The sequence below is a fragment of the Winogradskya humida genome, from assembly GCF_016862215.1.
In the GTDB taxonomy this organism is placed as follows: Bacteria; Actinomycetota; Actinomycetes; order Mycobacteriales; family Micromonosporaceae; genus Actinoplanes; species Actinoplanes humidus.
The window spans coordinates 13,673-37,500 of the sequence record NZ_BOMN01000025.1; the positions used below are offsets into that span (position 1 = coordinate 13,673).

The 23,828-nt window shown below is 70.5% G+C and carries 20 protein-coding genes; 17 read left to right on the forward strand and 3 right to left on the reverse strand.

The genetic code is table 11. From position 1 onward, the window contains the following. The first annotated feature begins 4 nt into the window (after positions 1-4). Positions 5-1,153, forward strand: coding sequence for a glycoside hydrolase family 6 protein (locus tag Ahu01nite_RS10460; protein ID WP_203836272.1), 1,149 nt, complete (start codon positions 5-7; stop codon positions 1,151-1,153). Between the two features lie 3 nt (positions 1,154-1,156). Here Ahu01nite_RS10460 and Ahu01nite_RS10465 read toward each other — a convergent pair whose 3' ends face one another. Continuing rightward, a complete protein-coding gene (locus Ahu01nite_RS10465; protein WP_203836273.1) occupies positions 1,157-2,749 on the reverse strand; it encodes a lysyl oxidase family protein in 1,593 nt (530 codons plus the stop codon). A gap of 168 nt (positions 2,750-2,917) precedes the next feature. On the opposite strand from Ahu01nite_RS10465, the gene ppc reads away from it, so the two are divergent. Continuing rightward, positions 2,918-5,713 carry a phosphoenolpyruvate carboxylase gene (gene ppc / locus Ahu01nite_RS10470; RefSeq protein WP_203836274.1) on the forward strand — a complete coding sequence of 932 codons (2,796 nt, stop codon included), beginning with the start codon at positions 2,918-2,920 and terminating at the stop codon, positions 5,711-5,713. Positions 5,714-5,728: 15 nt separating this feature from the next. On the opposite strand, the gene Ahu01nite_RS10475 is transcribed toward ppc, so the two are convergent. Continuing rightward, positions 5,729-6,187 carry a GvpU-like protein gene (locus Ahu01nite_RS10475; RefSeq protein ID WP_212999939.1) on the reverse strand — a complete coding sequence of 153 codons (459 nt, stop codon included), beginning with the start codon at positions 6,185-6,187 and terminating at the stop codon, positions 5,729-5,731. 117 nt (positions 6,188-6,304) lie between these two features. Between Ahu01nite_RS10475 and Ahu01nite_RS10480 the strand changes: the two genes are divergently transcribed. The 13 genes from Ahu01nite_RS10480 (at position 6,305) to Ahu01nite_RS10540 (ending at position 21,078) form a co-directional block, all read left to right on the forward strand. Continuing rightward, positions 6,305-7,219 carry an ABC transporter ATP-binding protein gene (locus Ahu01nite_RS10480; protein WP_203836276.1) on the forward strand — a complete coding sequence of 305 codons (915 nt, stop codon included), beginning with the start codon at positions 6,305-6,307 and terminating at the stop codon, positions 7,217-7,219. Next, entirely contained in the window at positions 7,212-8,075 is an 864-nt protein-coding gene (locus tag Ahu01nite_RS10485) for an ABC transporter permease (protein ID WP_203836277.1), read from the forward strand. Before Ahu01nite_RS10480 ends, Ahu01nite_RS10485 begins: the two co-directional genes overlap by 8 nt. Next, a complete protein-coding gene (locus tag Ahu01nite_RS10490; protein ID WP_203836278.1) occupies positions 8,072-8,983 on the forward strand; it encodes an ABC transporter ATP-binding protein in 912 nt (303 codons plus the stop codon). Before Ahu01nite_RS10485 ends, Ahu01nite_RS10490 begins: the two co-directional genes overlap by 4 nt. Before the next feature lies 1 nt (position 8,984). Continuing rightward, positions 8,985-9,695: an ABC transporter permease gene (locus Ahu01nite_RS10495; protein ID WP_203836279.1), complete on the forward strand. Its 711-nt coding sequence runs from the start codon at positions 8,985-8,987 to the stop codon at positions 9,693-9,695. A 41-nt stretch (positions 9,696-9,736) separates the two neighbouring features. Then, entirely contained in the window at positions 9,737-10,885 is a 1,149-nt protein-coding gene (locus tag Ahu01nite_RS10500) for an FxsB family cyclophane-forming radical SAM/SPASM peptide maturase (protein ID WP_239158764.1), read from the forward strand. 106 nt (positions 10,886-10,991) lie between these two features. Beyond that, positions 10,992-12,515: an adenylyl-sulfate kinase gene (gene cysC, locus Ahu01nite_RS10505; RefSeq protein WP_203836280.1), complete on the forward strand. Its 1,524-nt coding sequence runs from the start codon at positions 10,992-10,994 to the stop codon at positions 12,513-12,515. Between the two features lie 111 nt (positions 12,516-12,626). Continuing rightward, positions 12,627-14,360 carry a tyrosine-protein kinase domain-containing protein gene (locus Ahu01nite_RS10510; protein WP_203836281.1) on the forward strand — a complete coding sequence of 578 codons (1,734 nt, stop codon included), beginning with the start codon at positions 12,627-12,629 and terminating at the stop codon, positions 14,358-14,360. Beyond that, complete coding sequence (locus Ahu01nite_RS10515) at positions 14,357-15,733, forward strand: O-antigen ligase family protein (protein ID WP_203836282.1); 1,377 nt, start codon at positions 14,357-14,359, stop codon at positions 15,731-15,733. Before Ahu01nite_RS10510 ends, Ahu01nite_RS10515 begins: the two co-directional genes overlap by 4 nt. After that, positions 15,723-16,979, forward strand: a complete 1,257-nt coding sequence (locus tag Ahu01nite_RS10520; protein ID WP_203836283.1) for a hypothetical protein — start codon at positions 15,723-15,725, stop codon at positions 16,977-16,979. The genes Ahu01nite_RS10515 and Ahu01nite_RS10520 overlap by 11 nt, the downstream gene beginning before the upstream one ends. Further along, complete coding sequence (locus tag Ahu01nite_RS10525) at positions 16,979-17,857, forward strand: sulfotransferase family protein (RefSeq protein ID WP_203836284.1); 879 nt, start codon at positions 16,979-16,981, stop codon at positions 17,855-17,857. Before Ahu01nite_RS10520 ends, Ahu01nite_RS10525 begins: the two co-directional genes overlap by 1 nt. Further along, a complete protein-coding gene (locus Ahu01nite_RS10530; protein ID WP_275411731.1) occupies positions 17,854-19,362 on the forward strand; it encodes a lipopolysaccharide biosynthesis protein in 1,509 nt (502 codons plus the stop codon). The genes Ahu01nite_RS10525 and Ahu01nite_RS10530 overlap by 4 nt, the downstream gene beginning before the upstream one ends. Then, positions 19,359-20,090: a class I SAM-dependent methyltransferase gene (locus tag Ahu01nite_RS10535; protein WP_203836286.1), complete on the forward strand. Its 732-nt coding sequence runs from the start codon at positions 19,359-19,361 to the stop codon at positions 20,088-20,090. Before Ahu01nite_RS10530 ends, Ahu01nite_RS10535 begins: the two co-directional genes overlap by 4 nt. Positions 20,091-20,094: 4 nt before the next feature. Beyond that, complete coding sequence (locus tag Ahu01nite_RS10540) at positions 20,095-21,078, forward strand: glycosyl hydrolase (RefSeq protein WP_203836287.1); 984 nt, start codon at positions 20,095-20,097, stop codon at positions 21,076-21,078. On the opposite strand, the gene Ahu01nite_RS10545 is transcribed toward Ahu01nite_RS10540, so the two are convergent. Continuing rightward, a complete protein-coding gene (locus Ahu01nite_RS10545) occupies positions 21,068-21,847 on the reverse strand; it encodes a WecB/TagA/CpsF family glycosyltransferase (RefSeq protein WP_203836288.1) in 780 nt (259 codons plus the stop codon). The two genes, Ahu01nite_RS10540 and Ahu01nite_RS10545, sit on opposite strands and share 11 nt — an antisense overlap. A 62-nt stretch (positions 21,848-21,909) precedes the next feature. Here Ahu01nite_RS10545 and Ahu01nite_RS10550 point away from each other — a divergent pair, with 62 nt between their 5' ends. Together Ahu01nite_RS10550 and Ahu01nite_RS10555 are read left to right on the forward strand one after the other, a co-directional pair. Beyond that, positions 21,910-22,842: a sulfotransferase gene (locus tag Ahu01nite_RS10550; RefSeq protein ID WP_203836289.1), complete on the forward strand. Its 933-nt coding sequence runs from the start codon at positions 21,910-21,912 to the stop codon at positions 22,840-22,842. Next, entirely contained in the window at positions 22,839-23,753 is a 915-nt protein-coding gene (locus tag Ahu01nite_RS10555; protein ID WP_203836290.1) for a glycosyltransferase family 2 protein, read from the forward strand. The genes Ahu01nite_RS10550 and Ahu01nite_RS10555 overlap by 4 nt, the downstream gene beginning before the upstream one ends. Positions 23,754-23,828 lie beyond the last annotated feature (75 nt).

The window sequence follows — 23,828 nt, forward strand, 5'->3', positions numbered from 1 at the left end:
GCTGATGCGCCATGCCAGGCCGACGCCGAAGGGGCGGCGAATACTGCTGGCGGCGACCGCGGTTCTCGTGGTCGCCGTCGGCGTGGGTGCGTTCGCCCTCACCCGCGACGACGCCCCGGTCGCCGCGCCGAAGGTGGCCGCTCCGAGTGCCACCGGCAGCCCCGCTTCTGCGCCCGTTTCGCCACCTTCGGGCGTACCCTCCGCTTCGGCTTCTTCTGCGAATTTGCCTTTGCCCTCCCCTTCGCCTTCGCCTTCGCCGACGCAGACCCCCTCTCCATCTCTCTTCGTCGATCCTTCTGGCGCGGCGGCGAAGCAGGTCCGGTCCTACGAGAACGCCGGGGAGACCGCGAACGCCGCCCTGGTCAAGAAGATCGCGAACAGCCCCACCGCGACCTGGTTCGCCGACTCCTCGGCCGGCACGGCGAGCCGGGCCCGCAGCCTGGTCACCGCGGCGGACAGGGCCGGGAAGCTGCCGGTCCTCACGCTCTACAACATCCCGCACCGCGACTGCTCCGGGCAGTCGGCCGGCGGCGCGGCGAGTGCCGACGAGTACCGCTCCTGGATCTCGGCGATGGCCGGGGCGATCAAGGGCAGGGACGCGCTCGTTGTCCTCGAACCCGATGCCGTGCCCCAGGCCGTCCAGGGCTGCCTGGACGAAGAGCGCAAAAACCAGAGATACGAGCTTCTCGGGTACGCGGTGAGCACGCTGAGCGAGAACGCCGGCACCCGGGTCTACCTGGACGCGGGGAACCCGACGTGGATCACCGACACCGACCTGCTCGCCGGGGCCCTGCGTCAGGCCGGGGTCGAGCGGGCCACGGGCTTCTCGCTCAACGTGGCCAACTTCGAGACGACCGGATCCAACGTCTCGTACGGCACCGCGCTCTCCGGCCGGCTCGGCGGCGCGACGTTCGTGGTCGACACGAGCCGCAACGGCAACGGGCCGGCCGGGAAGGGCCCGCAGGGCAACGAGCACTGGTGCAACCCGCCCGGCCGCAAACTCGGGGATCCCCCGTCGACGCGGACCGGGAACGCGCTGGTCGACGCGTATCTGTGGGTGAAACGGCCGGGCGAGTCCGACGGCGCGTGCGGGAACGGTGCCCCCGCGGCGGGCCGGTGGTGGCCCGAGTACGCCCTCGAACTCGCCCGTTGACGGTTAGTCGAGCCCGTTGACCGACGGGACCTCGAGGGTGCGCGCGGTGGGCGTACCGCCGAGGTGGATCTCCCGGAGTGCCGTGTTGTTCGTCGTGCTGAGCTCGGTCAGCTTGTTCGACGGGTTGGCCTTGACCTCGATGTAGTACGTGCCGTTCGGCAGATCCGTGACCTCGAACGACTGACCCGGGCGGGCCTGGGTGTACGTGTCGCCGCTGCCGATGTCGAGCACCTCACGCACCGCGACGGCGGTGTTCTGCCCGCAGGAGGTGGAGAGGTCGGTGTTGTCGGGGCGCCACTTGGCGTTCTTGATCGTGTAGTCGATCGCGTCCGTGTTGGCCAGGCAGAACGCCTCCTTGCCACTGCGGACGGCCAGCTTCTGGTCCGCGGCGAGCAGGTTGTACTGCGCGAAGTCGGTGAAGTGCCAGTGCCGGTGCCCCTCGCGGGCGTCCCACTCCATCGTCCCGGCCTCGACCGAGCCGACCTCCTTGCCGTTGGCGTCGAAGAAGTACTGGTAGGCGTCCATCAGCTCGGTGCCCGTACGCCGGAACCCGTCCACCAGCAGCGGCGACGTGCCCGCGTTCCACACGGTCGCGCCGAAGTTCACGTACGCCTTCTCGCCGTCCTGCTCCAGCGAGATGCCCCACGCGGGCAGCGAGCGCAGGTCGGGGCGCGGTCCCTTGGCAGCGGCGCTCGTGGCGAGCGCGCTCTTCGACATCGCCTTCGGCGCCTTGGCGGGCGGCCGGAAGCCCGGCTTGTACGCCGAGACCTGGTGGCTGGCATCGCCCTGCCCGCCGTGCTCGCCGTGCTCGGCGACCGCGGCCTCGGGCGACGTGTCAGCGCCCTCCTGAGCGGCCTTGACCCGGGCGGCGGCCACCGCGGCACCGGTTTCGTCGGTCGACTCGTTGACGATGGTCAGGTTGATCGTCTGCGTGGCGTCGGCGCCGGCGATCGCGAAGTAGTCGCGGTACTGCTGGTTCAGCGCGACCGTCACCGTGTACTGCCCGGGCTGCAGGTCGAACTGCTCGTCACCGGCGGGCATGCTGTTCGTGGTCGCGTTCCACCCGGCCTGGATGCCCCAGACCCCGCCGAGGTTGAACGGGTTGTACTCCGAGCAGCCCCGGGGGTAGGGATTCTCCGCGGGCGCGTCGCGGCGGGTGCGCACCGACTCGTACGAGTTGGGGCAGAAGTCCGTGGTGAAGCTCTTGACCTCGGCGCCGGCGGCGTCCTTGAAGGTAACGGTGGTGAAGTCCTTGAGACCGGCCCAGCCGGTGACCATCCCGGCGGGCAGCGTCACCTCCTTCTTCTTGCCGTTCTTGAGCACGATCTGCTTGGCGACGATCGGGTCGGCGTACGACTTGCGGGTGGCCCGGATCTCGAACGGGTCCTTGCCCGCGATCACGTTCACACCGAGATCGAGATAGAGGTACGCCTCCCCGTCCCAGACGTACCGCTCGGCGGTCACGTTCGGGGTGGCGAGGGTGAACGCCAGTGGCGGCGGATCGGTGGCCGCGTTGGCGACGCCCACCCCCGCTCCGGTCAGCGCCAGCGTCGCACCGACCGCGACCGCTGTGCGGATCTTGGACCTTGATGTCATGGTTCCTCCCCGGGGTTCTGTGTCGCCCAGGTAAACCGGAATGGTGTGAAGCCGACGTAAGGGGCTATGAGACTTACCTCAAATCACGCCGGTGGGTGGTCGTACCGATACGATCGCGGGGTCGGGACAGCGCCGTCCTGGAGCACCTGAAGGCAAAGGAGCGCCCCAGTGACAGACCAGCAAGGCCACCTAGATCCGGACGGGCCCGATGCCGCGCTGCGCGCGGACATCCGTCGCATCGGAACCCTGCTCGGCCAGACCCTCGCGCGGCAGGAGGGCAAGCCGCTGCTGGACCTCGTCGAGGAGGTCCGGGCGCTCGTCCGCACGGACGCCCCGGCGGCCGCCGAGCGCCTCGCCGCCATGGACGTCACCACCGGCACCAAGCTGGCGCGGGCGTTCTCCACCTACTTCCATCTGGCGAACATCACCGAGCAGGTGCACCGCTCCCGGGACCTGCGGCGCCGCCGGGCCCGTGACGGTGGCTGGCTCGATCAGGCCGCCAAGCTCATCGCCGAGAAGGGGGTGCCCGCCGACGAGATCGCCGCGGCCGCCCGCCGCCTCGCGGTGCGCCCGGTCTTCACCGCGCACCCCACCGAGGCCTCGCGCCGCTCGATCCTGTCCAAGCTGCGCCAGCTGGCCGACACGCTCGACGCCGAGGCCAGCGCCGCGATCCTGTTCGGCGCGTCGGACACCAGCCAGTCGACCCGGCGCTTCGCCGAGCTGATCGACCTGCTCTGGCAGACCGACGAGCTGCGCCTCGACCGGCCGGACCCGACCGACGAGGCCCGCAACGCGGTCTACTACCTCAAGGACCTCTACGCCGAGGCCGCCCCGCAGGTGCTCGACGACCTCGCGGAGACCCTGCGCCAGCTCGGCGTGGAGACCGCCCCGACCGCCCGCCCGCTGACGTTCGGCACGTGGATCGGCGGCGACCGGGACGGTAACCCGTTCGTCACCCCGGCGGTCACCCGCGACGTGCTAATGATCCAGCACGAGCACGGCATTCAGGCCACCGAGCAGGCGATGAACGCGCTGATCGACGAGCTGTCGGTCTCCCGCCGGCTGCGCGGGGTCTCGCTCGACCTCTCCGCCAGCCTCGCCGCCGACCTCGACGCGCTGCCCGAGGTGGCCGAGCGGTTCCGCCGGGTCAACGCCGAGGAGCCCTACCGGCTCAAGGTCCGTTGCGTCAAGGCGAAGCTCGCCAACACCCGCGAACGCCTGCGCCGCGGGTCCCCGCACGTGGCCGGCCGCGACTACCTCGGCACCGACGAGCTCGTCGGCGACCTCGAGCTGATCCGCGCCTCCCTGGCCCGCAACTCCGGCCAGCTCACCGCCGTCGGCACGGTCGCCTCGGCGATCCGCACGGTCTCCGCCTTCGGCCTGCAGCTGGCCACCCTCGACGTGCGCGAGCACGCCGAGAAGCACCACGAGGTGCTGGCCCAGATGTACGCCGAGGTCGGCGAGGTCGACGACTACAACGCGCTGAGCCGCGAGGAGCGCACCAAGCTGCTCGCCACCGAGCTGACCGGGCGCCGCCCGCTCTCCTCGGCCGACACGCCGCTGACCGACTCGGCCCGCAAGACCTTCGACGTCTTCGGCACGATCCGCGACTCCCAGGACCGGTTCGGCTCCGAGGTGATCGAGTCCTACATCATCTCGATGACCCTCGGCGTCGACGACGTGCTCGCCGCGACGCTGCTCGCCCGCGAGGCCGGCCTGATCGACATCCACACGTCCCGCGCGCGGATCGGCATCGTCCCACTCCTGGAGACGCCCGCCGAGCTCGACGCCGGTGGTGAGCTGCTGGACGAGATGCTGTCGCTCCCGGCGTACAGGGAGATCGTCAAGGCCCGCGGTGACCTGCAGGAGGTCATGCTCGGCTATTCCGACAGCAACAAGGAAGCCGGCATCACCACCAGCCAGTGGTCGATCCACAAGGCGCAGCGCGCGCTGCGTGACGTGGCGGCCCGGCACGGCGTCCGCCTGCGGCTCTTCCACGGCCGTGGCGGCACGGTCGGCCGCGGTGGCGGCCCCACCCACGAGGCGATCCTGGCCCAGCCCTACGGCACGCTCGACGGCGCCATCAAGGTCACCGAGCAGGGCGAGGTCATCTCCGACAAGTACACCCTGCCCGCCCTGGCCCGGGAGAACCTGGAGCTCACGGTCGCGGCGGTCCTGCAGGCGACCCTGCTGCACACCGAGCCCCAGGTCGACCTGAATTCCCTGGTCCGCTGGGACGCGGCGATGGACCTGGCCTCCGGCTCGGCGTTCAAGCAGTACCGCGCACTGGTCGAGAACCCGGACCTCCCGGCGTACTTCTGGGCGGCGACCCCGACGGAGCTGCTCGGCGCGCTCAACATCGGCTCCCGCCCGTCCAAGCGCCCCAACGCCGACGCCGGCCTCGGCGGCCTGCGAGCGATCCCGTGGGTCTTCGGCTGGACCCAGACCCGCCAGATCGTCCCTGGCTGGTTCGGCGTCGGCACCGGCCTGACCGCCGTCCGCGAGGCGGGCCAGTCCGACGTCCTCAAGGAGATGTACGCCAACTGGCAGTTCTTCCGCACGTTCATCTCCAATGTCGAGATGATGCTGGCGAAGACCGACCTCAGCATCGCCCGCCGCTACGTCGAGACCCTGGTCCCCGAGGCGCTCCGCCCGATCTTCACCACGATCGAGGAGGAGTACGCCAAGTCGGTCGAGCAGATCCTCGACATCACCGGCCACGAGACCCTGCTGTCCTCGCAGCCGGAGCTCTCCCGCACCCTCGGCGTCCGCGACACCTACCTGGAGCCGCTCCACCACCTCCAGGTCGCCCTCCTGCGCCAGTACCGCGACCTGGGCGAAACCGAACGCCAGATGGCCACGGCCCCGGGCGGCCGCCGCTCCCCGTCGGACTCGACGGCCCTGGAGCGAGCCCTGCTCACCACGGTCAACGGCATCGCCGCCGGCATGCGCAACACCGGCTGACCGATTTTCTGCAGGTCAGGGGCGCTTGTTCGTCGTTCCCGGAGTCCATCCGGAGACGTCGGACAGGCGGCCCCGCCACAGCACCCCGTCGCCCGACGCGTCCTGGTTCGGGTGGTAGATCAGCGTGTTGCGCAGGTGGATGTAGCGGGTCGGTGCGGTAAGAGCGACATATTGCCGCTGGGTCATCTCGCCGCCGATGTCGCGGACCTTGGTCGCCTCGTGGGCGAGGTCCGACTGTTCCTTGACGTTCTCGGCCACGCCGACGTAGAAGGCGTCGGCGTGGTCGTTGAGCTCGCTGAGCTCCGCGAACCACTGCCACTGCGGGATCAGCTCCCCGCTGACCAGCAGGCCGTCCACGGTGAGGCTCAGGATCGGGCCGGGGTCGACAGGCTCGATGAGGTGGTCCATGAGCGTGACGTAGGTGGCGAGCACGCTGTCGGGCTCGCCCCAGTCGGACCGCAGGGAATTGGGCACGGCCCTGACTGTAAGCCAGCAGCTGGTCACTTCTGGTGAAAACGGGTGATCACCTCAGGGTTCGCTCCGGGTCATCACCGATCCCCGCAGGTGCGCGGCGTCCCTACTCTGAGTCGCGTGAGCCTCATCGTGACCCAAGGGTTGACCAAGACATACGGCGGGCGGGTGACCGCGCTCGACAACCTGACCGTCGATGTCGAGCCCGGCATCGTCGGCCTGGTCGGCGCGAACGGCGCCGGCAAGTCCACCTTCATCAAGATCATGCTGGGCCTGATCGCGCCGACCAGCGGCACGGTCCGGGTCTTCGATCTTGATCCGACCGTGCAGCCCGACCAGGTCCGGAACAGGGTCGGCTACATGCCCGAGCACGACGCGCTGCCACCGGACGTGTCCGCCGCCGAGTTCGTCACCCACCTCGGGCGGATCAGCGGTCTGCCGCGGACGGCCGCGCGCGAGCGCGCCTCCGAGGCGCTGCGGCACGTGGGGCTCTACGAGGAGCGTTACCGGCAGATCGGCGGCTACTCGACCGGCATGAAGCAGCGGGTCAAGCTCGCGCAGGCGCTGGTGCACGACCCCGATCTGCTGCTGCTCGACGAGCCGACCAACGGGCTCGACCCGGCCGGGCGCGACGCGATGCTGGCGCTGGTGCACCGCATCGGCACCGAGTTCGGGATCTCCGTGGTGACCTGCTCGCACCTGCTCGGCGAGGTCGAGCAGATCTGCGACTCGCTGGTCGCGATCGAGGGCGGCAAGCTGCTGCGCGCCGATCGCATCTCGAACATGACCGAGGTCAGCGACGTTCTCGCGGTCGAGGTCTCGGAGGGTACGCAGGAACTGGCCGACGCCCTCGAAAAGCTCGACCTGCCGGTGCGCGTGGACGGGCGGGTGCTGCTCGTGCCGCTCGAGCGCGAGGACACGTACGACCGGATCCTGCGGGCCGTCGCCGACCTGGATCTGCCGCTGCACCGCCTTGACCAGCGCCGCCACCGCGTGGCCGAGCTCTTCGCCCCGAGGGAGAAGGCTGATGTCTGAAGCCAGCGTCATCCATGACATCGGATACCAGCGTTACGAGGGCCCCCGGCTCGGTCGCGGCGCGGTGTTCAACTCGCTCTACGTGCACGGGCTGCGCGCGGCGTACGGTTTCGGCCGCTCCGCCAAGGCCAAGATCTTCCCGTGGCTGGTGTTCGGGATCGTCAGCCTGGTCGCGGTGATCCTCGCGGCCGTGCGTGCCCAGACCGGTCTCCTGCCGCTGAACTACATCCAGTTCGCCGACGCGATGAGCTGGCTGATCATCTTCTTCGTGGCGATCGTCGCGCCGGAGCTCGTGTCCCGCGACATGCGCGCCGGGGTGCTGCCGCTCTACTTCAGCCGGCCGTTGCGTGCCGCCGACTATGTGGGCGCGAAGGTCGCCGCGATGGTGACCGCCGTGTGGGCGCTGCTCGCCGTGCCGCAGTTCATCATGTTCCTGGGCGCGGCCTTCACCGCCAAGCATGGCATGAGCGACGTCTGGAAGGAGCTCGGCGACCTGCTCCCGGCCTGGGGTTACAGCCTGTTGTGGGCGCTGCTGTTCACCAGCATCGGCCTGCTGATCGCGTCGCTGACCGGCAAGCGCGCGTTCGCCGCCGGTGGCATCGTCGCCGTCTTCCTGATGACCACTCCGGTGGTCGGGGTGCTCTCCATCCTGCGCTCCACCGACGCCCAGGAGCTCGCCGGTCTGGCCAGCCCGATGACGCTGGTCAGCGGCGTCGGTCAGTGGCTGGTCCCGGACGCCAACACGGGCCTGTTCATCGGCCGCTTCGGCCCGGTGTACCTCATCGAGGCGATCACGCTGATCGCCGGCTGCCTGCTGCTCCTGCTCGCCCGCTACCGGAAGGTGGCTTCGCTGTGACCACCGTGAACCTGCAGAACGTGTCGCGCTGGTACGGCAACGTCGTCGCCGTCAACGACATCAGCATGACCCTCAACCCGGGCGTGACCGGTCTGCTCGGCCCGAACGGCGCGGGCAAGACGACGATCCTGCACATGATGGCCGGGTTCCTCGCGCCGTCACGGGGCACGGTCACCGTGGACGACGCCCCGACCTGGCGGAACCCCGACATCTACCGCCGGCTGGGCCTGGTCGCCGAGCGGGAGGCCGTGCACGGCTTCCTCACCGCCCGCGAGTTCATCGAGGCGTCGGCGCGGATGCAGAAACTGCCGGACCCGAAGGCCGCCACCGAGTGGGCGCTGGGCATGGTCGAGATGAAGGACGCCGCCGACCGGCGCATCGAGACGTATTCCAAGGGCATGCGCCAGCGCACCCGGGTGGCGGCGGCGCTCGTGCACAACCCGCAGGTCCTGCTCCTGGACGAGCCGTTCAACGGCATGGACCCGCGCCAGCGCATGCACATGATGGAGCTGCTGCACGGCCTCGGCGACCAGGGCCACACGATCCTGTTCAGCTCGCACATCCTCGAGGAGGTCGAGCAGGTGTCGGGCACGGTCCAGGTGATCGTGGCCGGCCGGCTCGCGGCCTCCGGCGACTTCCGCCGCATCCGCCGCCTGATGACCAACCGCCCGCACGTCTTCGCGGTGCAGTCCTCCGACGACCGGCGCCTAGCCGTCGCCCTGATCGGCGAGAAGTCGGTCAGCGGCGTCGAGATCGATGCCACCGGCATGACCGTACGGGCCGCCGACTACGGCAGCTTCACCCGCGCCCTGCCCCGCATCGCCCTCGACTCGGGCATCCGCCTGCGCAAGCTGATCCCGTCCGACGAATCCCTGGAGAGCGTCTTCTCCTACCTGCTGGAGGCCTGACATGTCGACCGTCGCCTGGATCACGGCGCGGGGCCTGTTCGGCCGCCGTCGTGCCCTGCTCCTGCTGCCGCTGCCACTCCTGCTGATCGGCCTGGCCGCGCTCTGCCGCGCGGCCGGCGTCGCGCCCTCCGACTGGGGTGTCCCGGTCCTCGTCGGGCTCGGGCTGGCCGTGGTCCTCCCGGTGATCTCGCTGATCGTGGGCACCGGCGTGCTCGGCTCCGAGGTGGACGACGGCACCATCGTGCACATCCTCACCAAGCCGCTCCCCCGCCGCGACATCATCCTCGCGAAGCTCGGCGTGGCGGTCGGCGTCAGCGCTCTCAGCTCGGCGATCCCGTTGTTCGTCGCGGGCTGGCTCGCCGACTCCGTAGGTTTCGGCTTGGCTCTCGCCGTGGCGGCCGTGGTCGGCGCATTCGCGTACTCCGCGCTGTTCCTGCTGCTCAGCCTCCTGACCCGCCGCCCGGTCCTGCTCGGCCTGGTCTACATCCTGGTCTGGGAAGGCCTGCTGGGCCGGTTCGTCAGCGGCACCCGGGTACTCTCGATCGAGCAGTACGTCATCACGATCGCCGACAAGATCGAGCCGACCACACTGCTCGAATCCAAGGTCTCCCTGCCGGTCGCGGTGATCATGGCGGCCATCTTCATCCTGGGCTGCGCCATCGCCTCTGTCGACCGGCTCCGGAGCTTCTCCATGGCGGGCGAGACAAGCTGACCGAAATCCCGGATCCGCGATGGCCACATCGCGATCTCGACGTGGGCCGCCTCCGCAGCAGCGGGTGGCGGCCGACGCCGTTGCGGGAATTCGTGTTGAAGGTCCATCAGCGCTGCAATCTGGCCTGCGACTACTGCTATGTCTACGAGCTCGCCGATCAGAGCTGGCGGGACCGGCCCAGGGTCATCACGCCGGCGCTCTGGCGGGCGGCGGCGCGGCGGATCGGCGAGCATGCCGCTCAGCACGGGCTCGACCGGGTGCATGTGGTGCTGCACGGCGGTGAGCCGCTGCTCGCGGGAACGCGCCGGCTGGTCAGCCTGATCGGTGACCTGCGGGCCGCGATGCCGTCCGGGTGCCGGCTGACCGTCGGCATGCAGACGAACGGGGTCCTGCTCGACGACGCGATGCTCGACGCGCTGGCCGGGGAGGACGTCCGGATCGGGGTGAGCGTCGACGGCGTCGAGGAGGACCACGACCGGCACCGGCGTTTCCGCGACGGCGGGGGCAGTTACCGGGCGGTGGAGAGGGCGTTGCGGCTGCTCGGGGCCCGGAAGGGGGTTTTCGCCGGGCTGTTGTGCACGGTCAACCCCGCGGCCGATGCGGTCAAGACGTACGAGAGCCTGCTCGCGTACGCCCCGCCGGAGATCGATTTTCTGCTGCCCCACACGAACTGGGCGAACCCACCGGCACCGGGCCGGGCCCACGGCGCGTGGCTGGTGGAGGTCTTCGACCGCTGGTACGCGGCACCCCGGCAGGAGACCCGGATCCGGTTGTTCGAGGACGTCATGAGCCTGGTGCTCGGCGGCCACGGCCGGTCCGAGCAGGCCGGGCTGAGCCCCGTCGCCGTGGCGGTGATCGAGACCGACGGGTCGATCGAGCAGGTCGACTCGCTGAAGAGCGCCTACCCGGGTGCCGCCGCGACCGGGCTCAACGTGCTCACGGACCCCTTCGACGCGGCGCTGCGCCATCCCGGGATCGTCGCACGGCAGATCGGCGTCGAAGCGCTCGCCGAAACGTGCCGGCAGTGCCCGATCCACCGCGTGTGCGGCGGCGGCCACTACGCGCATCGATTCCGGCCCGGCGACGGATTCCGCAACCCGACGGTCTACTGCGAGGACATGCGGCTCCTCATCGGGCATATCGGGCGTCGGCTGGCCGCGGACCTCGTCCCACTCGCCACTCAATGGTGATCCAGGTCACAACCGCCACGGAAAGGGCAGTAACGGAGGACCCCGCTCGACCTTGGGGAGCACGACTGAGAAACTGTCCCTCAAGTCACTGCAGGGGGAGTCTCAGGTGAACGACGGTTCCGTGCTGCCCGAGGATGTGCTGCGTGACGCGCCGTCCTACACGCCGCGCGCGCACGAACTCGCCGACCTCGAGTTGTTGTTGTCCGGTGCCTATGCGCCGCTGACCGGGTTTCTCGGCCGGGCGGATCTGCAGGCGTTGCGACGCCGTGGCCGCTTGGCGGACGGGACGTCGTGGCCGGTGGCGGTGACCTGCGAGATTCCGGCCGAGCTCGGCGAGCGCCTCGACCTGGGCGATCCGCTTAGGCGCACGGTGGTGCTCACCGACCCCGAGGGTGCGCCGGTCGCGGCCGTCGAGGTCACCGACGCCTGGCCGACCACCAATCGGATGTGGGCGATCGGTGGCACGGTCCGCCGGATGGGCGACGGCGGGCACGGGCCGTTCCAGCGCTTGCGGCGTACGCCCGAAGAAGTGAAGGCTCTGCTCCCACCGGGACGGGTCCTCGGGGTGATCGCCGACCGGCCGCTGCACCGCCCGCAGCTGGCGCAGATCGCGCACGCCGCGCGCACGCTCGCCGCCCACCTGCTGATCTTCATTCCCGTGGTCGGCCCGGGGCCGGACGGGTTGCCGCCCGAGGCGCTGGTCCGGGCGATCTTCGCCGCGCGCGACCGGATGCCCCCGGCCACGATCGTGGCGGTGCCGCTGATGACCCGCGGCGACGAGATGCGCGACGCGTTGCTGCGGGCGCGGGTCGCCGTCTCCTACGGCGTGACGCACGTGCTGTCCACCGGGGACATGCTCTCCGGTGGTGGCCTGCGGGTACTGGTGCCGCGTGAGCTGGCGTACGACAACCGGGACGGTCAGTGGCGCTGGCGTGACGACATCCCACCGCGCAACCGGCGGCTGGCGATGCGCCCGAAGGAGATCAACGACCTGCTCGACCGGGGTTTCCCGCTGCCCGACTGGCACACCCCGCCGGCCGTCGCCAAGGAGCTGTCCCGGGTCCGGCCGCCGCGCCGGCATCGTGGTCTGGTGGTCTTCTTCACCGGTTACTCGGGCTCCGGCAAGTCCACGGTCGCCCGCGGGCTGGCCGATTCGCTGCGGGAGAGCGGCGAGCGGACGATCACGTTCCTCGACGGCGATGTCGTACGCCGAGAGCTCTCGGCCGGGCTGGGGTTCAGCCGCGCCGACCGTGATGCCAACGTACGACGGATCGGCTGGGTGGCAGCGGAGGTCGGCCGGCACCGGGGCATGGCGATCGCGTGCCCGATCGCCCCGTACGAGGACGCCCGCGCGTCCGTGCGCGCGATGGCCACCGATGCGGGAGCGGGCTTTGTGCTGGTGCACGTGGCGACCCCGCTCGAGGTGTGCGAGCAGCGCGACCGCAAGGGCCTCTACGCCCGGGCCCGCGCAGGTCAGCTACGAGGCATGACCGGCATCGACGACCCTTACGAGGTGCCCGCCGACGCCGAATTGACGATCGACACCACCGACATCACGGTGCCCGAGGCCATCGATCAGGTCCTGGCGTACCTAGTGGAGAGCGGCTGGGTGGAGCCCGCCATGAAGTAACACGTCGCGGCGGAGTAGTTACGCAACGCCGATCGAGCCGTTTACCCCTCCGGGGGCAACACGCCCGATCGCCGTTGCAGCTATTCCACCCGCGAAAGGGCCGCCGTACCGATGGAAGCGACTCGCCCGTCCGCCGATTTCTCGCACTTCCTGGGTGTGTTCCGCCGCCACTGGTGGCTGGTGCTGCTGCTGACCGTGGTGGGGGTCGCGGCCGGTGTCGCGCTGACCCGGGTCATGCCGAAGGTCTACGAGGCCTCGACCCTGGTGCTGGTGCTGCCGGTCGAGCAGGATGCCAACTCCCAGAACGGCCGGACCAAGGGCGCCGTGAACCTCGACAACGAGGCTCAGCTCGTGGTCTCCGGCGCGGTGGCCACCCGGGCCGGGGCGCTGATGCGCTCGCCGGTCTCCCCCGTGGAGCTGGCCCGCGACGTCTCGGTCGAAGTGCCGCCGAACACCACGGTTCTCACGATCCGGTTCTCGGCGGACAACGCACGGGACGCGCAGACCGGGTCGCACGCGTTCGCCGAGGCGTACCTGCTGAACCGGGACGAGACCGCGCGGGCCGTGCTGGATGAGCAGGTCAAGTCGCTCAACCTGAAGGTCCGGCAGCAGAACGCCAGCCTCAACCTGATCAACACCAAGCTGTCCCGGTCGCCCAGCGGCAGTTCCGAGCGCTCCAACCTGGAGAGTCTGCGCAGCAACTCGCAGAACCAGCTCAACGATCTGACCGGCCGGCTCAACGCGCTCACCACCGCGACCATCAACGCCGGCAGCGTCATCAGCGACGCGCGGGAGCCCGAGTCACCGGTCAGCCCGAACGCGATGCTGAACCTCGCCGGCGGCGCGATGATCGGTCTGCTGCTCGGGCTCGTGTGCGCATTCCTGCGCGAGCGCTTCGACCGGCGGCTGCGCACGGCCGTCGACGTCCGGGACCGGGGGCGGATCCCGGTGCTCGCCGCCCTCGACGAGCGGACCACGCCGACCTTCGACGATGTCCTGCAGCCGTACGGGCCGGGTGGGCGGATCTTCAACCGGCTGCGCAACGAGATCCTGGCCAGCCTCACCGCCGGCGATCAGATCATCGTGGTCACGGGGGCCAGCCGGGGTTCCGCGACGACGCTCGTGGCCGCGAACCTGGCGACGTCGCTCGCTCGTACCGGAAGCGATGTCGTCCTGATCGGAGCGCACCTGCCGGACAGCGTGATGGACGCCGCGCCGCTGGCCCGGATGCTCGGGGTCTCGACCTCGCCGGGGCTGTCCGAGCTGCTGGCCGGCCGGGTCGTGCTCAAGGACGTACTGCAGCGCACCCCGCGGATCCCCTCGCTGCGGGTCATCACGACGGGCGGCGCGGCCACCGCGGCGGGCCTGATGCAGTCGCAGCGGCTGCGCGACACGCTGGACGCGTTGCGGCGGCAGGCCGCCTACGTCGTCATCGAGGCGCCGTCGACGAGCAGCAGCGCCGACGCGCAGAGCCTCGCGAGCCTCGCCGACGCGGCCATCCTCGCCGTCGAGCTGCGCCGCTCGAAGCGCCCGGCCCTGCTGGACGCGGCAGAGCAGCTGCGCCGGGTCGGTACCCGGCTGCTCGGTGCGGTGGTGCTGCCGCAGCTCAGCAAGATGCCGCGCAGCATCGCGGAGGAGAACCTGCCCGCGGTCACGCTGGGCGCGCAGCAGGCTCCGGAACTGCCGGCCGTCGACAGCGACCGCACCCAGAAGCTGCCGACCGTGGCCGGTGCCCGCGCCCCGCGCCAGATCGAGGGCGCCGGTGAGGTGACCACCGTGATCAAGGCGGAGAAGGCCACCGCCGGTGCCGGTAGGAAAGAGCAACCCACGGACGAGAAGAAGTGACACTGGTCGTCCCGGGCGGGGCGCTGCGCGGGGCACACAGCGCGGAACCGCCACGGCCGACCGCGCTCCCGGCCTGGCCGGTGGCGGCAATTCTCGCCTTCTACCCGCTGTGGTGGGCGCTCGGTCTCGGGGTGCTGATCTTCCCGATCATGGCTGCGCCGATGGCTGTGCTGCTGGTCCGGCGCCGGGCTGCCGGCCGGGAGCTGCGACTTCCCCCGGGTGCCGGCTGGTGGGCGCTCTTCCTGGTCGCGGTGCTGATCAGCATCGCGGCGCTGGGTGCCGATCCGGCGGGGACGGTCGCCGAGCACGCGGGCGATCGCCTGCTGGCGGTCGTCTACCGGCTCGTCATGTACGTGTCCCTGACGCTCCTGCTGCTCTACACCGGCAACCTCACCGAGTCCGAGCTGTCCCGCCGCCGCCTGGTGCGACTGCTCGGCTGGCTGTTCGTCGTCACCGTCGCGGGCGGGCTGCTCGGCGTCTTCGCGGGGAAGTTCGAGTTCACGTCGCCGGTCGAGTGGCTGCTGCCGGACGGCGTACGCGGCAAAGGCTTTGTGCAGTCGCTCGTCCACCCGTACGCGGCCCAGATCATGGACATCGTCGGCGCCGAGAAACCCCGCCCGGCCGCGCCCTGGGGCTACACGAACACCTGGGGCAACAACTTCTGCCTTCTCGCGGGGTGGGTCGTGGTGGCCGCGTGGGCGACCCGCCGGACCGGCCCGAAAGTGCTCGCCCTGCTCTGCCTCGTGGTCGCGATCGTGCCGGCCGTGGTCTCGCTCAACCGCGGGCTGTGGATCGGGGTCGGCGTCGTGGTCCTCTACGTCGCCGGACGCTACGTGCTGATGGGCCGGCTGTGGGTCCTCGCGGCGCTGGGCCTGGCCGGTGCCGGACTCGCCATCGCGCTCACCTCCACCCCCCTGGGCGACGTGGTGAACGCCAGGCTCGACAACGGCAAGTCCAACGGCGTGCGTACGTTCCTGATCGAACGCGCCGTCGACGGCTTCACCGAGTCACCGATCATCGGGTACGGCTCCACGCGCAACACCATCGGCGGGCGCAACTCCATCACCGTCGGCGAGAGCTCCGCGTGCGAGCGCTGCGGCAACTTCACCGTCGGCGGCAACGGGCAACTCTGGCAGCTCATGTACGCCCACGGCACCGTCGGCACCATCGCCTACCTGGCCTTCTTCGGGTACGGGCTGTGGCGTTTCCGCCGTGACCGCACCCCGATCGGCATCGCCGCCGGAGCCGCGATCGTCAGCTCGTTCTCCGCGATGCTCTGGTACAACGCCATCCCCACCCCGCTGGCGTTCATGTTCCTGGCCTACGCGCTGCTCTGGCGCAACGAACTCGAGGGGGACGTTCATGGCAGTTAAGACCGCGCCGGAGCAGCTGACCGCCGGCGACTCGGCGCTGCGGACGCAGTACCTGACCGAGGTTCTGGAGCTGCTCTATCCGGCGCCCTGCGAGACCGGGCTGACGTTCGGCCAGCATCGCGGCGGCGGCGACCGGCACGGCGAGCCGATCGCGGAATACCTCGTCGTCCCGGATGCGCGCCGGCCCCGGCTGCTGGTGCCCACCACGTCACGGCGGGTCGCGGCGGCGGCCGTACGCCGCTATGCCGAACCCCAGTCCCGAGCCGCCCGGCTCAAGCGCGACGCCGTCGTCGCGGCCCTGCGCACCGGGGCGTCGAGCGTGCTGCTGCGCGACCGGGTGCGGGTGACCGGGCCCGCGTCGGCGAGCATCGACGGCTACCTGCGTGAGGCGCTCGGCCGGGACCTGTCGATCAGCATCCACATCGGACCCGCGCGGGCCAACCGCAAACCGGTCCTCCAGCTGATCAGCCCGGACGGCGAGACGTTCGGCTTCGGCAAGGTCGGCATCGGGCCGCTCACCCAGCGCCTGGTGAAGGCCGAGACCGCGGCGCTGATCGCGCTGGACAAGACCGGGCTGGAAAAGCTGACCGTGCCGAAGGTGCTGCACACCGGTCAGTGGCGTGGCCTGCAGGTACTGGTCCAGTCGGCGCTGCCGGTGTGGCTGCCGCGGGCACCGCTGACCCCGCGCCGGCTCGCCGCCGCGATGGTCGACATCGCCGGATGCTGCGGATACACCAACGGGTCACTGGGAGTGAGCGCCTACTGGCACGACCTGCGGGGACGGCTGCAGTCCGTCGGCGACCGGCCGGAAGGGGTGGCGCTGACCGCGGCGGCCGAGCTGCTGGTGGCGCGGTCCGGCGAGCAGAGCATGCGGTACGGCGCGTGGCACGGCGACTGGGCGCCCTGGAACATGGCGAACCTCGCGGACGCGCTGCTGGTGTGGGACTGGGAACGGTTCGCGAACGGCGTACCCGTCGGCTTCGACGCCGTGCACCACGACCTGCAGCGCCGCATCCAGACCAGCGGCGACGCGAGGTCGGCGGTCGAGGCGACCGTGCGGCGTGCCGATGAGCTGCTCGCCCCGTTCGGCGTACCCACCGAGCTGCGTGAGCTGACCGCGCTGCTCTACCTGGTCGACCTCGCCACCCGCTATCTCACCGATCGCCAGGCCGAGGCCGGCGCCCGGCTGGGAGTGCTCGGGACGTGGCTGCTACCCGTACTCATCAGAAGGGTTGAGGAGCTGTAATGGATGTGCGGAGGGTTCCCTCGCCGGTCAAACGGGTGGTGCACCTGGGGTCACGGTCGTACGGGCGGCTCACCTCGCCCAGCCGGATGACACCGTCGTTCCTCATCTGCGGCGGTCAGCGCTGCGGCACCACGTCGCTGTACCGCGCGCTCGCCGCCCATCCGGTCGTGCTCAAGGCCGTCCTGCACAAGGGTGTGCACTACTTCGACATCGACTACGACCGTGGCATGTCCTGGTACAAGGCGCACTTCCCGCGCAAGCGGCACGCCGAGCGGATCCGCGAGCTGCACGGCGTGCCGGCGCAAACGTTCGAGTCGAGCCCGTACTACATGTATCACCCGCAGGCCGCGGCCCGGATCGCCGCCGACCTGCCCGCCGCGAAGCTCGTGGTGCTGGTCCGCGACCCGGTCGAACGCGCCTACTCGCAGCATCATCACGAGGTCGCGCGGGGTTACGAGAACGAGCGGGACTTCGGCAACGCGCTCGCCCTCGAACCCGCCCGGTTGCACCGGCAGGAGGACAAGCTCGCCTCCGATCCGGCGTACTACTCGTTCGCGCATCAGCACCACGCCTACAAGGCCCGCGGCGAGTACGCGCGCTACCTCAGCGTCATGGCGCAGCACGTCGGCCGGGAACGCATCCACGTCGTCGAGAGCGAACGCTTCTTCACGCAGCCCGAACAGGTCTACGACGAGGTCTGCGCCTTCCTCGGGTTGCCGATCAACATGAAGCGCCCCGTGTTCGACCAGCACAACGCCCGGCCCCGCGGGTCCGACATGGACCCCGGCCTGCGCCGCGAGCTGGCGAACCACTACGCGTCACACGATGAGGCGCTGACGGCTTGGCTGGGTCGCGTACCCGTGTGGCGTAAAGCGTGACGCTGGCTCCTGCTCTCGCCGAATCCAAAACGCGGGGCGTCGCTCGTGGGGGGCTCGCCAACATGGTGGGGTCCGCGCTGGCGGGCGGCACCGGTGTCATCGTCACGTGGATCGTCGCGCGTGCGCTCGGTACGGAACAAGCAGGCGCATTCTTCGCGGCGACCGCGGCCTTCGTGCTGGGTGGCGGTCTAGCCAAGTTGGGTACGCCGACCGGGCTCGTCTACTGGCTGGCCCGCCTCCGTGCCACGGATCGCGACCACCTGCTCGGCACGTGCCTGCGTACCGGGCTGATCCCGGTTTTTGTGCTGTCGTTCGTGCTGGCCGGGGCGTTGTGGTGGTGGGCGCCGGCGTTCGACGAGCACGCCGCGGGCCTCCGGATGCTCGCCGTCTTCCTGCCGTTCCAGGCGATGACCGACACGCTGCTCACCGCGACCCGCGGCTACAAGGCGATGCGCCCCACCGTGGCCCTCGACCGCGTGGTCCGCAGCGTTCTCCAACTTCTCTGCGTGGGTACGGCTGCCCTGCTGTTCACCTCCTCGCTGCCGGCGCTCGCCTTCGCCTGGGCGATCCCGTATGTGCCGGTCACCGTGCTGGCAGCGTTCGCCCTGCGCCGCGTCTACCGCTCCGGCAAACCGCGCGAGCGCAGCAGCCGGGGCAGCGAACGGCTCGCCCTGCGCCGCGACTTCTGGCGCTTCACCGGCCCGCGCGCGCTGGCCAGCGTCGCGCAGCTCGCGCTGCAACGCGTGGACGTACTGCTCGTCGCGGCGCTCGGCGGGCTCGCCGCGGCGGCCGTCTATGCCGTCGCCGGCCGCTTCGTGGTGCTGATCCAGTTCGCCAACCAGGGCATCTCGCAGTCCGTGCAGCCGCGTCTCGCCGAAGCCCTCGCGGTCGGCGACCGGGCCACGGCGAGTCACCTCTACCAGACCGCGACCGGCTGGCTGGTGCTCGTGACGTGGCCGATCAACCTGCTGGTGATCATCTACGCGCCCGTCTACCTGCGGATCTTCGGCGGGCACTACACGTCCGGCGCGCCCGTGGTGGTGGTGCTGGCGTGCGCGATGCTCGTCGCCACCGGGTGCGGGATGGTCGACATGGTGCTCGCGATGGCCGGGCGTACGTCGTGGAACCTGCTCAACGTGCTCGTCGCGCTCATCGTCACGATCGGGCTCGACGTGCTGCTCGTCCCGGCGTACGGCGCGCTCGGCGCGGCGATCGGGCTGGCCTGCGCGATGGTCGCCAACAACCTGCTGCCCCTCGTGCAGGTCGCGCGGTCGGCGCGGCTGCACCCGTTCGGGCCCGGGACGCTCGCCGCCGGAACGTTGTCGATCGCGTGCTTCGGCGTACTCCCCCTTGCTGTGACAGCGGTCGCCGGTGAGGGTGCGATCGGTCTCGGCCTGTCCACCGCCCTCGGTGCGATCGCCTTCGCCGGTGGCGCCTGGCTGCTGCGCCACCGCCTCGCGCTCCACGCCTTCAAACCCCGACAGCCCTCGAGAGGATCGCTTTGACCACGGACTACACCAAGGTGTTCCAGGACGCGGACGCCGTCGAGAAGTACGAGCACATCACGTACGCGCCGGACAGTTACGCGTCGCGGATCAACGAGCGGCAGCAGGCGTACCTGCGTGACCTCGTGGCCCGCCAGTTCGGCCGCAAGCTCCCCGCGCAGCACGACTTCGCCTGCGGGACCGGGCGGGCGATCCGTACGCTGCACGGCCTGGTCCGCGAGGCGCACGGCTACGACACCTCGGCCGAGATGATGGCCAAGGCGGAGCAGGTCGGCTCGCAGGCGAAGTGGCACCAGATCCCGGCGGACGGCCCGGTCCCGAACCCGGTCCCGGCGGGGCATCCGGCGATCGTGACGCTGTTCCGGCTGCTGCTCAATGTGGACGAGGCCGTGCGCGACCGGGCGATCGAGTTCGCCGGGAAGGTGCTGTCGACCCCCGACTCGGGCGTGCTGGTCGTGGAGAACCACGGGAACGCCGGCTCGGTGCGGCATCTGCGGGCACGGCGGCACTCGGGGGAACGCTGGTTCGCCGAGCTCTCGCACGCCGAGATCGTCACGCTGCTGGACCGGCACGGCTTCGACATCATCGAGCGCAAGGGCTTCACCATGCTCACCGAGTCGCTGAGCCGTAATCCGGTGGCGCGGGCGATCGACACGGCAGCCCGCGCGCTGCCCGGCACGGACGGGCTGGCGGTCAACGTGCTCTACACCGCGCGGCGCAGGAAGTAGCTGCATGCGTCGCGCTGCCGCGCTTCTCCTCGTGCTCGCCCTCGCCGGGTGCACCTCGCACCCGAAGCCCGAGCCGCCACCGGCCCCCGACCTGACCAGCCCGCCGGCCGCGGTCGCCGTCAACCCCGGACCGTTCGAGGCCGGGCCCGTCGGCGCCCCGGCCTCGGGCGCGTACGTCGGGGCGTGGATCAAGCCGGCCGACCTCAGCGACAAGGGGCGGCTGCGGGCCGTCGACTCGCTGGAGGACGACCTCGGGCGGCCGCTGGACATCGTCAACACGTACCGCCGCTTCGAGCAGCTCGTCGGCACCGACTCCGACTACGAGCTGCTCGGCGAGGGCGCGACGCTGATGGTCAGCTGGGCCACCGGCGACAACCGCTCGATCACCGCGGGCAACTACGACCGGCTGATCCACAAGCAGGCCCGGGCCATCAAGGCCGTCGACGCGCCGGTGCTGCTGCGCATCCGGTGGGAGATGGACCGGCCCAACCTGCGGGCCACGATGTGGTCGGGTGCGGACTACGTCGCCGCGTACAAGCACATCCGCGAGATCTTCGCCGAGGAGCACACGAAGAACGTCTCCTGGGTCTGGTGCCCGACCGCCGAGGGTTTCGCCCGCGGGGACGCCCCGGCCTTCTACCCCGGCGACGACCAGGTGGACTGGACCTGTGTCGACGTGTACGCCGGCAACGCGTTCCAGCCGATCGGCGCGCTGATGGGCCCGTTCCTGCAGTGGGCCGCCGAGCACCCGAAGCCGATCATCATCGGGGAGTTCGGGGTGGCCCGCGCGTGGGGCTCGGCCGGGCGCGCGGCGTGGCTGTCGGACGCCGAGCGCACGTTCAAGGCGAACCCGCAGATCAAAGCCGTCGTCTACTTCGAGTCCGACCCCGACGGCAACGGCCCCAACCAGCAGTTCCAGCTGACCGGGGACGAACCCGCATTTGACGCCTTCACCCGGCTCACCGAGGACCCGTACTTCAATCAGTGATCGCCTGGGCGAGGAGCCGGAGCGCGTACGGCGCGTCGTGTCTGAGGTAGCGACCGGCGAGGCGCTTCGGTTCCGTGCCGAGGCGGTGCGCCCATTCGAGGCCAGTGCGCTGCATCCAGCGTGGCGCCCGGTCGATGTCGCCCGCGACGAAGTTGACGGCCGCGCCGCAGCCCATGAACCAGGCTCGGGGCAGGGCCTCGCGGAGGCGGTCGATCACAGCCTCCTGCTTGGGGAAGCCGAGGCCGACGAAGACCAGGTCCGGGTTGGATTTTGCGATTGTCGCGCGCTGCCGGGCGTACAATTTGGGGTGATTTTCAAAGCCGTGAGGGGGACAGAGCGTCCCCGCGATGGTGAGTCCGGGGTGGTCTGCGGCGAGTCGCTCGCCGGCGCGGGCGGCACCGTCCTTGCGGCCGTCCATGGCCGGCCTGCCACCCAGGATGAAGATCGACCGGCCGTCGCGGGCAAGGCCCGCGGAGAGTGACCGGATCAGGCTGCTGCCGGCCACCCGTTCGGGCAGTGGGGTGCCGCTGAGCCGGCTCGCCCAGACCAGGGGCATGCCGTCGGCCACGGTCAGATCCGCGCTGTTCAGGTATGCCCGCGCGCCGTCGTCGCGCCGGGCCTGCCGCAGGATGTCGATGTTCGGCGTGATGATCCGGCCGCCGCGACCCGTCGCGATCGCCTCGCGCACCACCGCGACCACCTCGCCCTCGGTGATCGGGTCGAAGCCCGTGCCGTCCAGCCGCACGCGCTCGAAAGCCTCGATGGACACCCGTCGCCTCCTTACCCGTTGTTCGCTCGTTATAGGAGCGAAACGAGTGAAGGTGGGCCAAAGTGGCACGGGTACTTTATTTGGGCGGATTGGGACGAAGCGGTACCACACTCGTCGAACGTCTGCTCGGCGAGCTGCCGTCGGTCCGCACGCTCGGCGAGATCGTGCACCTCTGGCAGCGCGACATCCGGGACAACGAACGTTGCGGCTGCGGCTCCCGGTTCGCGGCGTGCTCGTTCTGGCGCCGGGTCGGTGACCTCGCCTTCGGCGGCTGGGCCAATGTGGACGTGAACCGGGTGCACGCGCTGCGCGACGCGGTGGAACGGACCCGTTACATCCCGCGGCTCGCTCGCGCTTACCACCCCGATCCCCAGGTACGCGAGTACGCGAGCTTCTACTCCCGCGTGTACGCCGCCGCGGCCGAGGTCTCCGGCGCGTCCGTGGTCGTCGACTCGTCCAAGCACAGCGCACTCGCCCACGTGCTGCGCTGGGCCGACGACATCGACCTGCGGGTCGTGCACGTGGTGCGGGACGCGCGCGGGGTCGCGTACTCGTGGACCAAGACCGTCGCCCGCCCCGAGGCCGACGGCAGCGACATGACGCGCTACTCCCCCGGCCGCTCCGCCCTGCTCTGGAACGCACACAACGCGGCCTTCGGGCTGCTGGCCCGCCGCGGAGTCCCCGTGCGCCGGATCCGCTACGAACAGTTCCTCGAGGACCCGCGCACCGCACTGCTGTCGCTGGCCGGATTCGCCGGCCTCACGATCAAGCCGTCGGACCTGGACTTCCTCGGTGACGGGTATGCGGACCTCGGCGTCGGGCACAGCGCGGCCGGCAACCCGATGCGCTTCACCGTCGGGCGGCTGCCGCTGCGGCGCGACGACGCCTGGGTCCGCTCGCTGCCTCGTAGCCAGCGACGACTCGTCGGTGCCGTCTGCGCGCCCATGCTGCGGGCGTACGGCTACCCCCTCAACCCCTCCCTGGAGCCGTCATGAACTGGCCTTCCGTAGGCGTTGTCATCCCCACCCGCGACCGGCCCACCCTGCTGCGCAAGACGCTCGACGCGGTCCGCGCGCAGAACTACCCAGGCGCTTTGAAAATCATCGTTGTGTACGACCAGACCGAACCCGACTACCTCCTCGCTTCACTGCCGGGCGCCCAGGTCCTCGTCCTCACCAACTGGCGCACCTCCGGGCTGGCCGGCGCCCGCAACACCGGGATCCTCGCCCTGGACACCGAGTTCGTGGCGTTCTGCGACGACGACGACATCTGGGCGCCGGACAAGCTGCGCCACCAGGTCGCCGCCCTGGTCTCCGCGCCGGAGGCCGAGTTCGCCACCTGCGCCATCGAGGTCGAGTTCGAGGGCCGGACCACCCCGCGACTGGCCGGCCGTAGCCGGGTCACGGTGGATGAGCTGGCCCGGTCCCGCCTGGCGATGCTGCACTCCTCTTCTTTTCTGGTACGCCGCAGCGCGCTGGGCGAGGACGCGATCGGACTCGTCGCCGAGGATGCGCCGGGCAGCCAGAACGAGGACTGGGACCTGCTGCTGCGGGCAGCGCGCCGGAACCCGATCGTGCACCTGGACGAGCCGCTGGTGCGGGTGCTGTGGGGGCGGACCTCGCACTATGCGTACGAGTACGCCACCAAGATCTCCTCGCTGCGCTGGATGATGCAACGCCACCCCGAGATCAGCGGCTGCGGTCCGGGCGCCGCTCGCGTCTACGGGCAGCTCGCGTGCTGGTCCGCGGCCACCGGTAACCGGTCACAGGCTTGGCAGTTCAGCAAGGAGGCCGTACGCGCGAATTGGAAGGAACCGCGCACCGCTATCGCCCTCGCCGCGATGACCGGAGCGGTGAAGGTGGAAAACGTGCTGTCTGCGCTGCACAAACGCGGGCGAGGGATCTAACACACTCTTTTGCGCACACCCGCTCACCGGGTAGTGTTCGCACGTGTTCGAAATAGTGCGGTTCCCGCTCTGCCT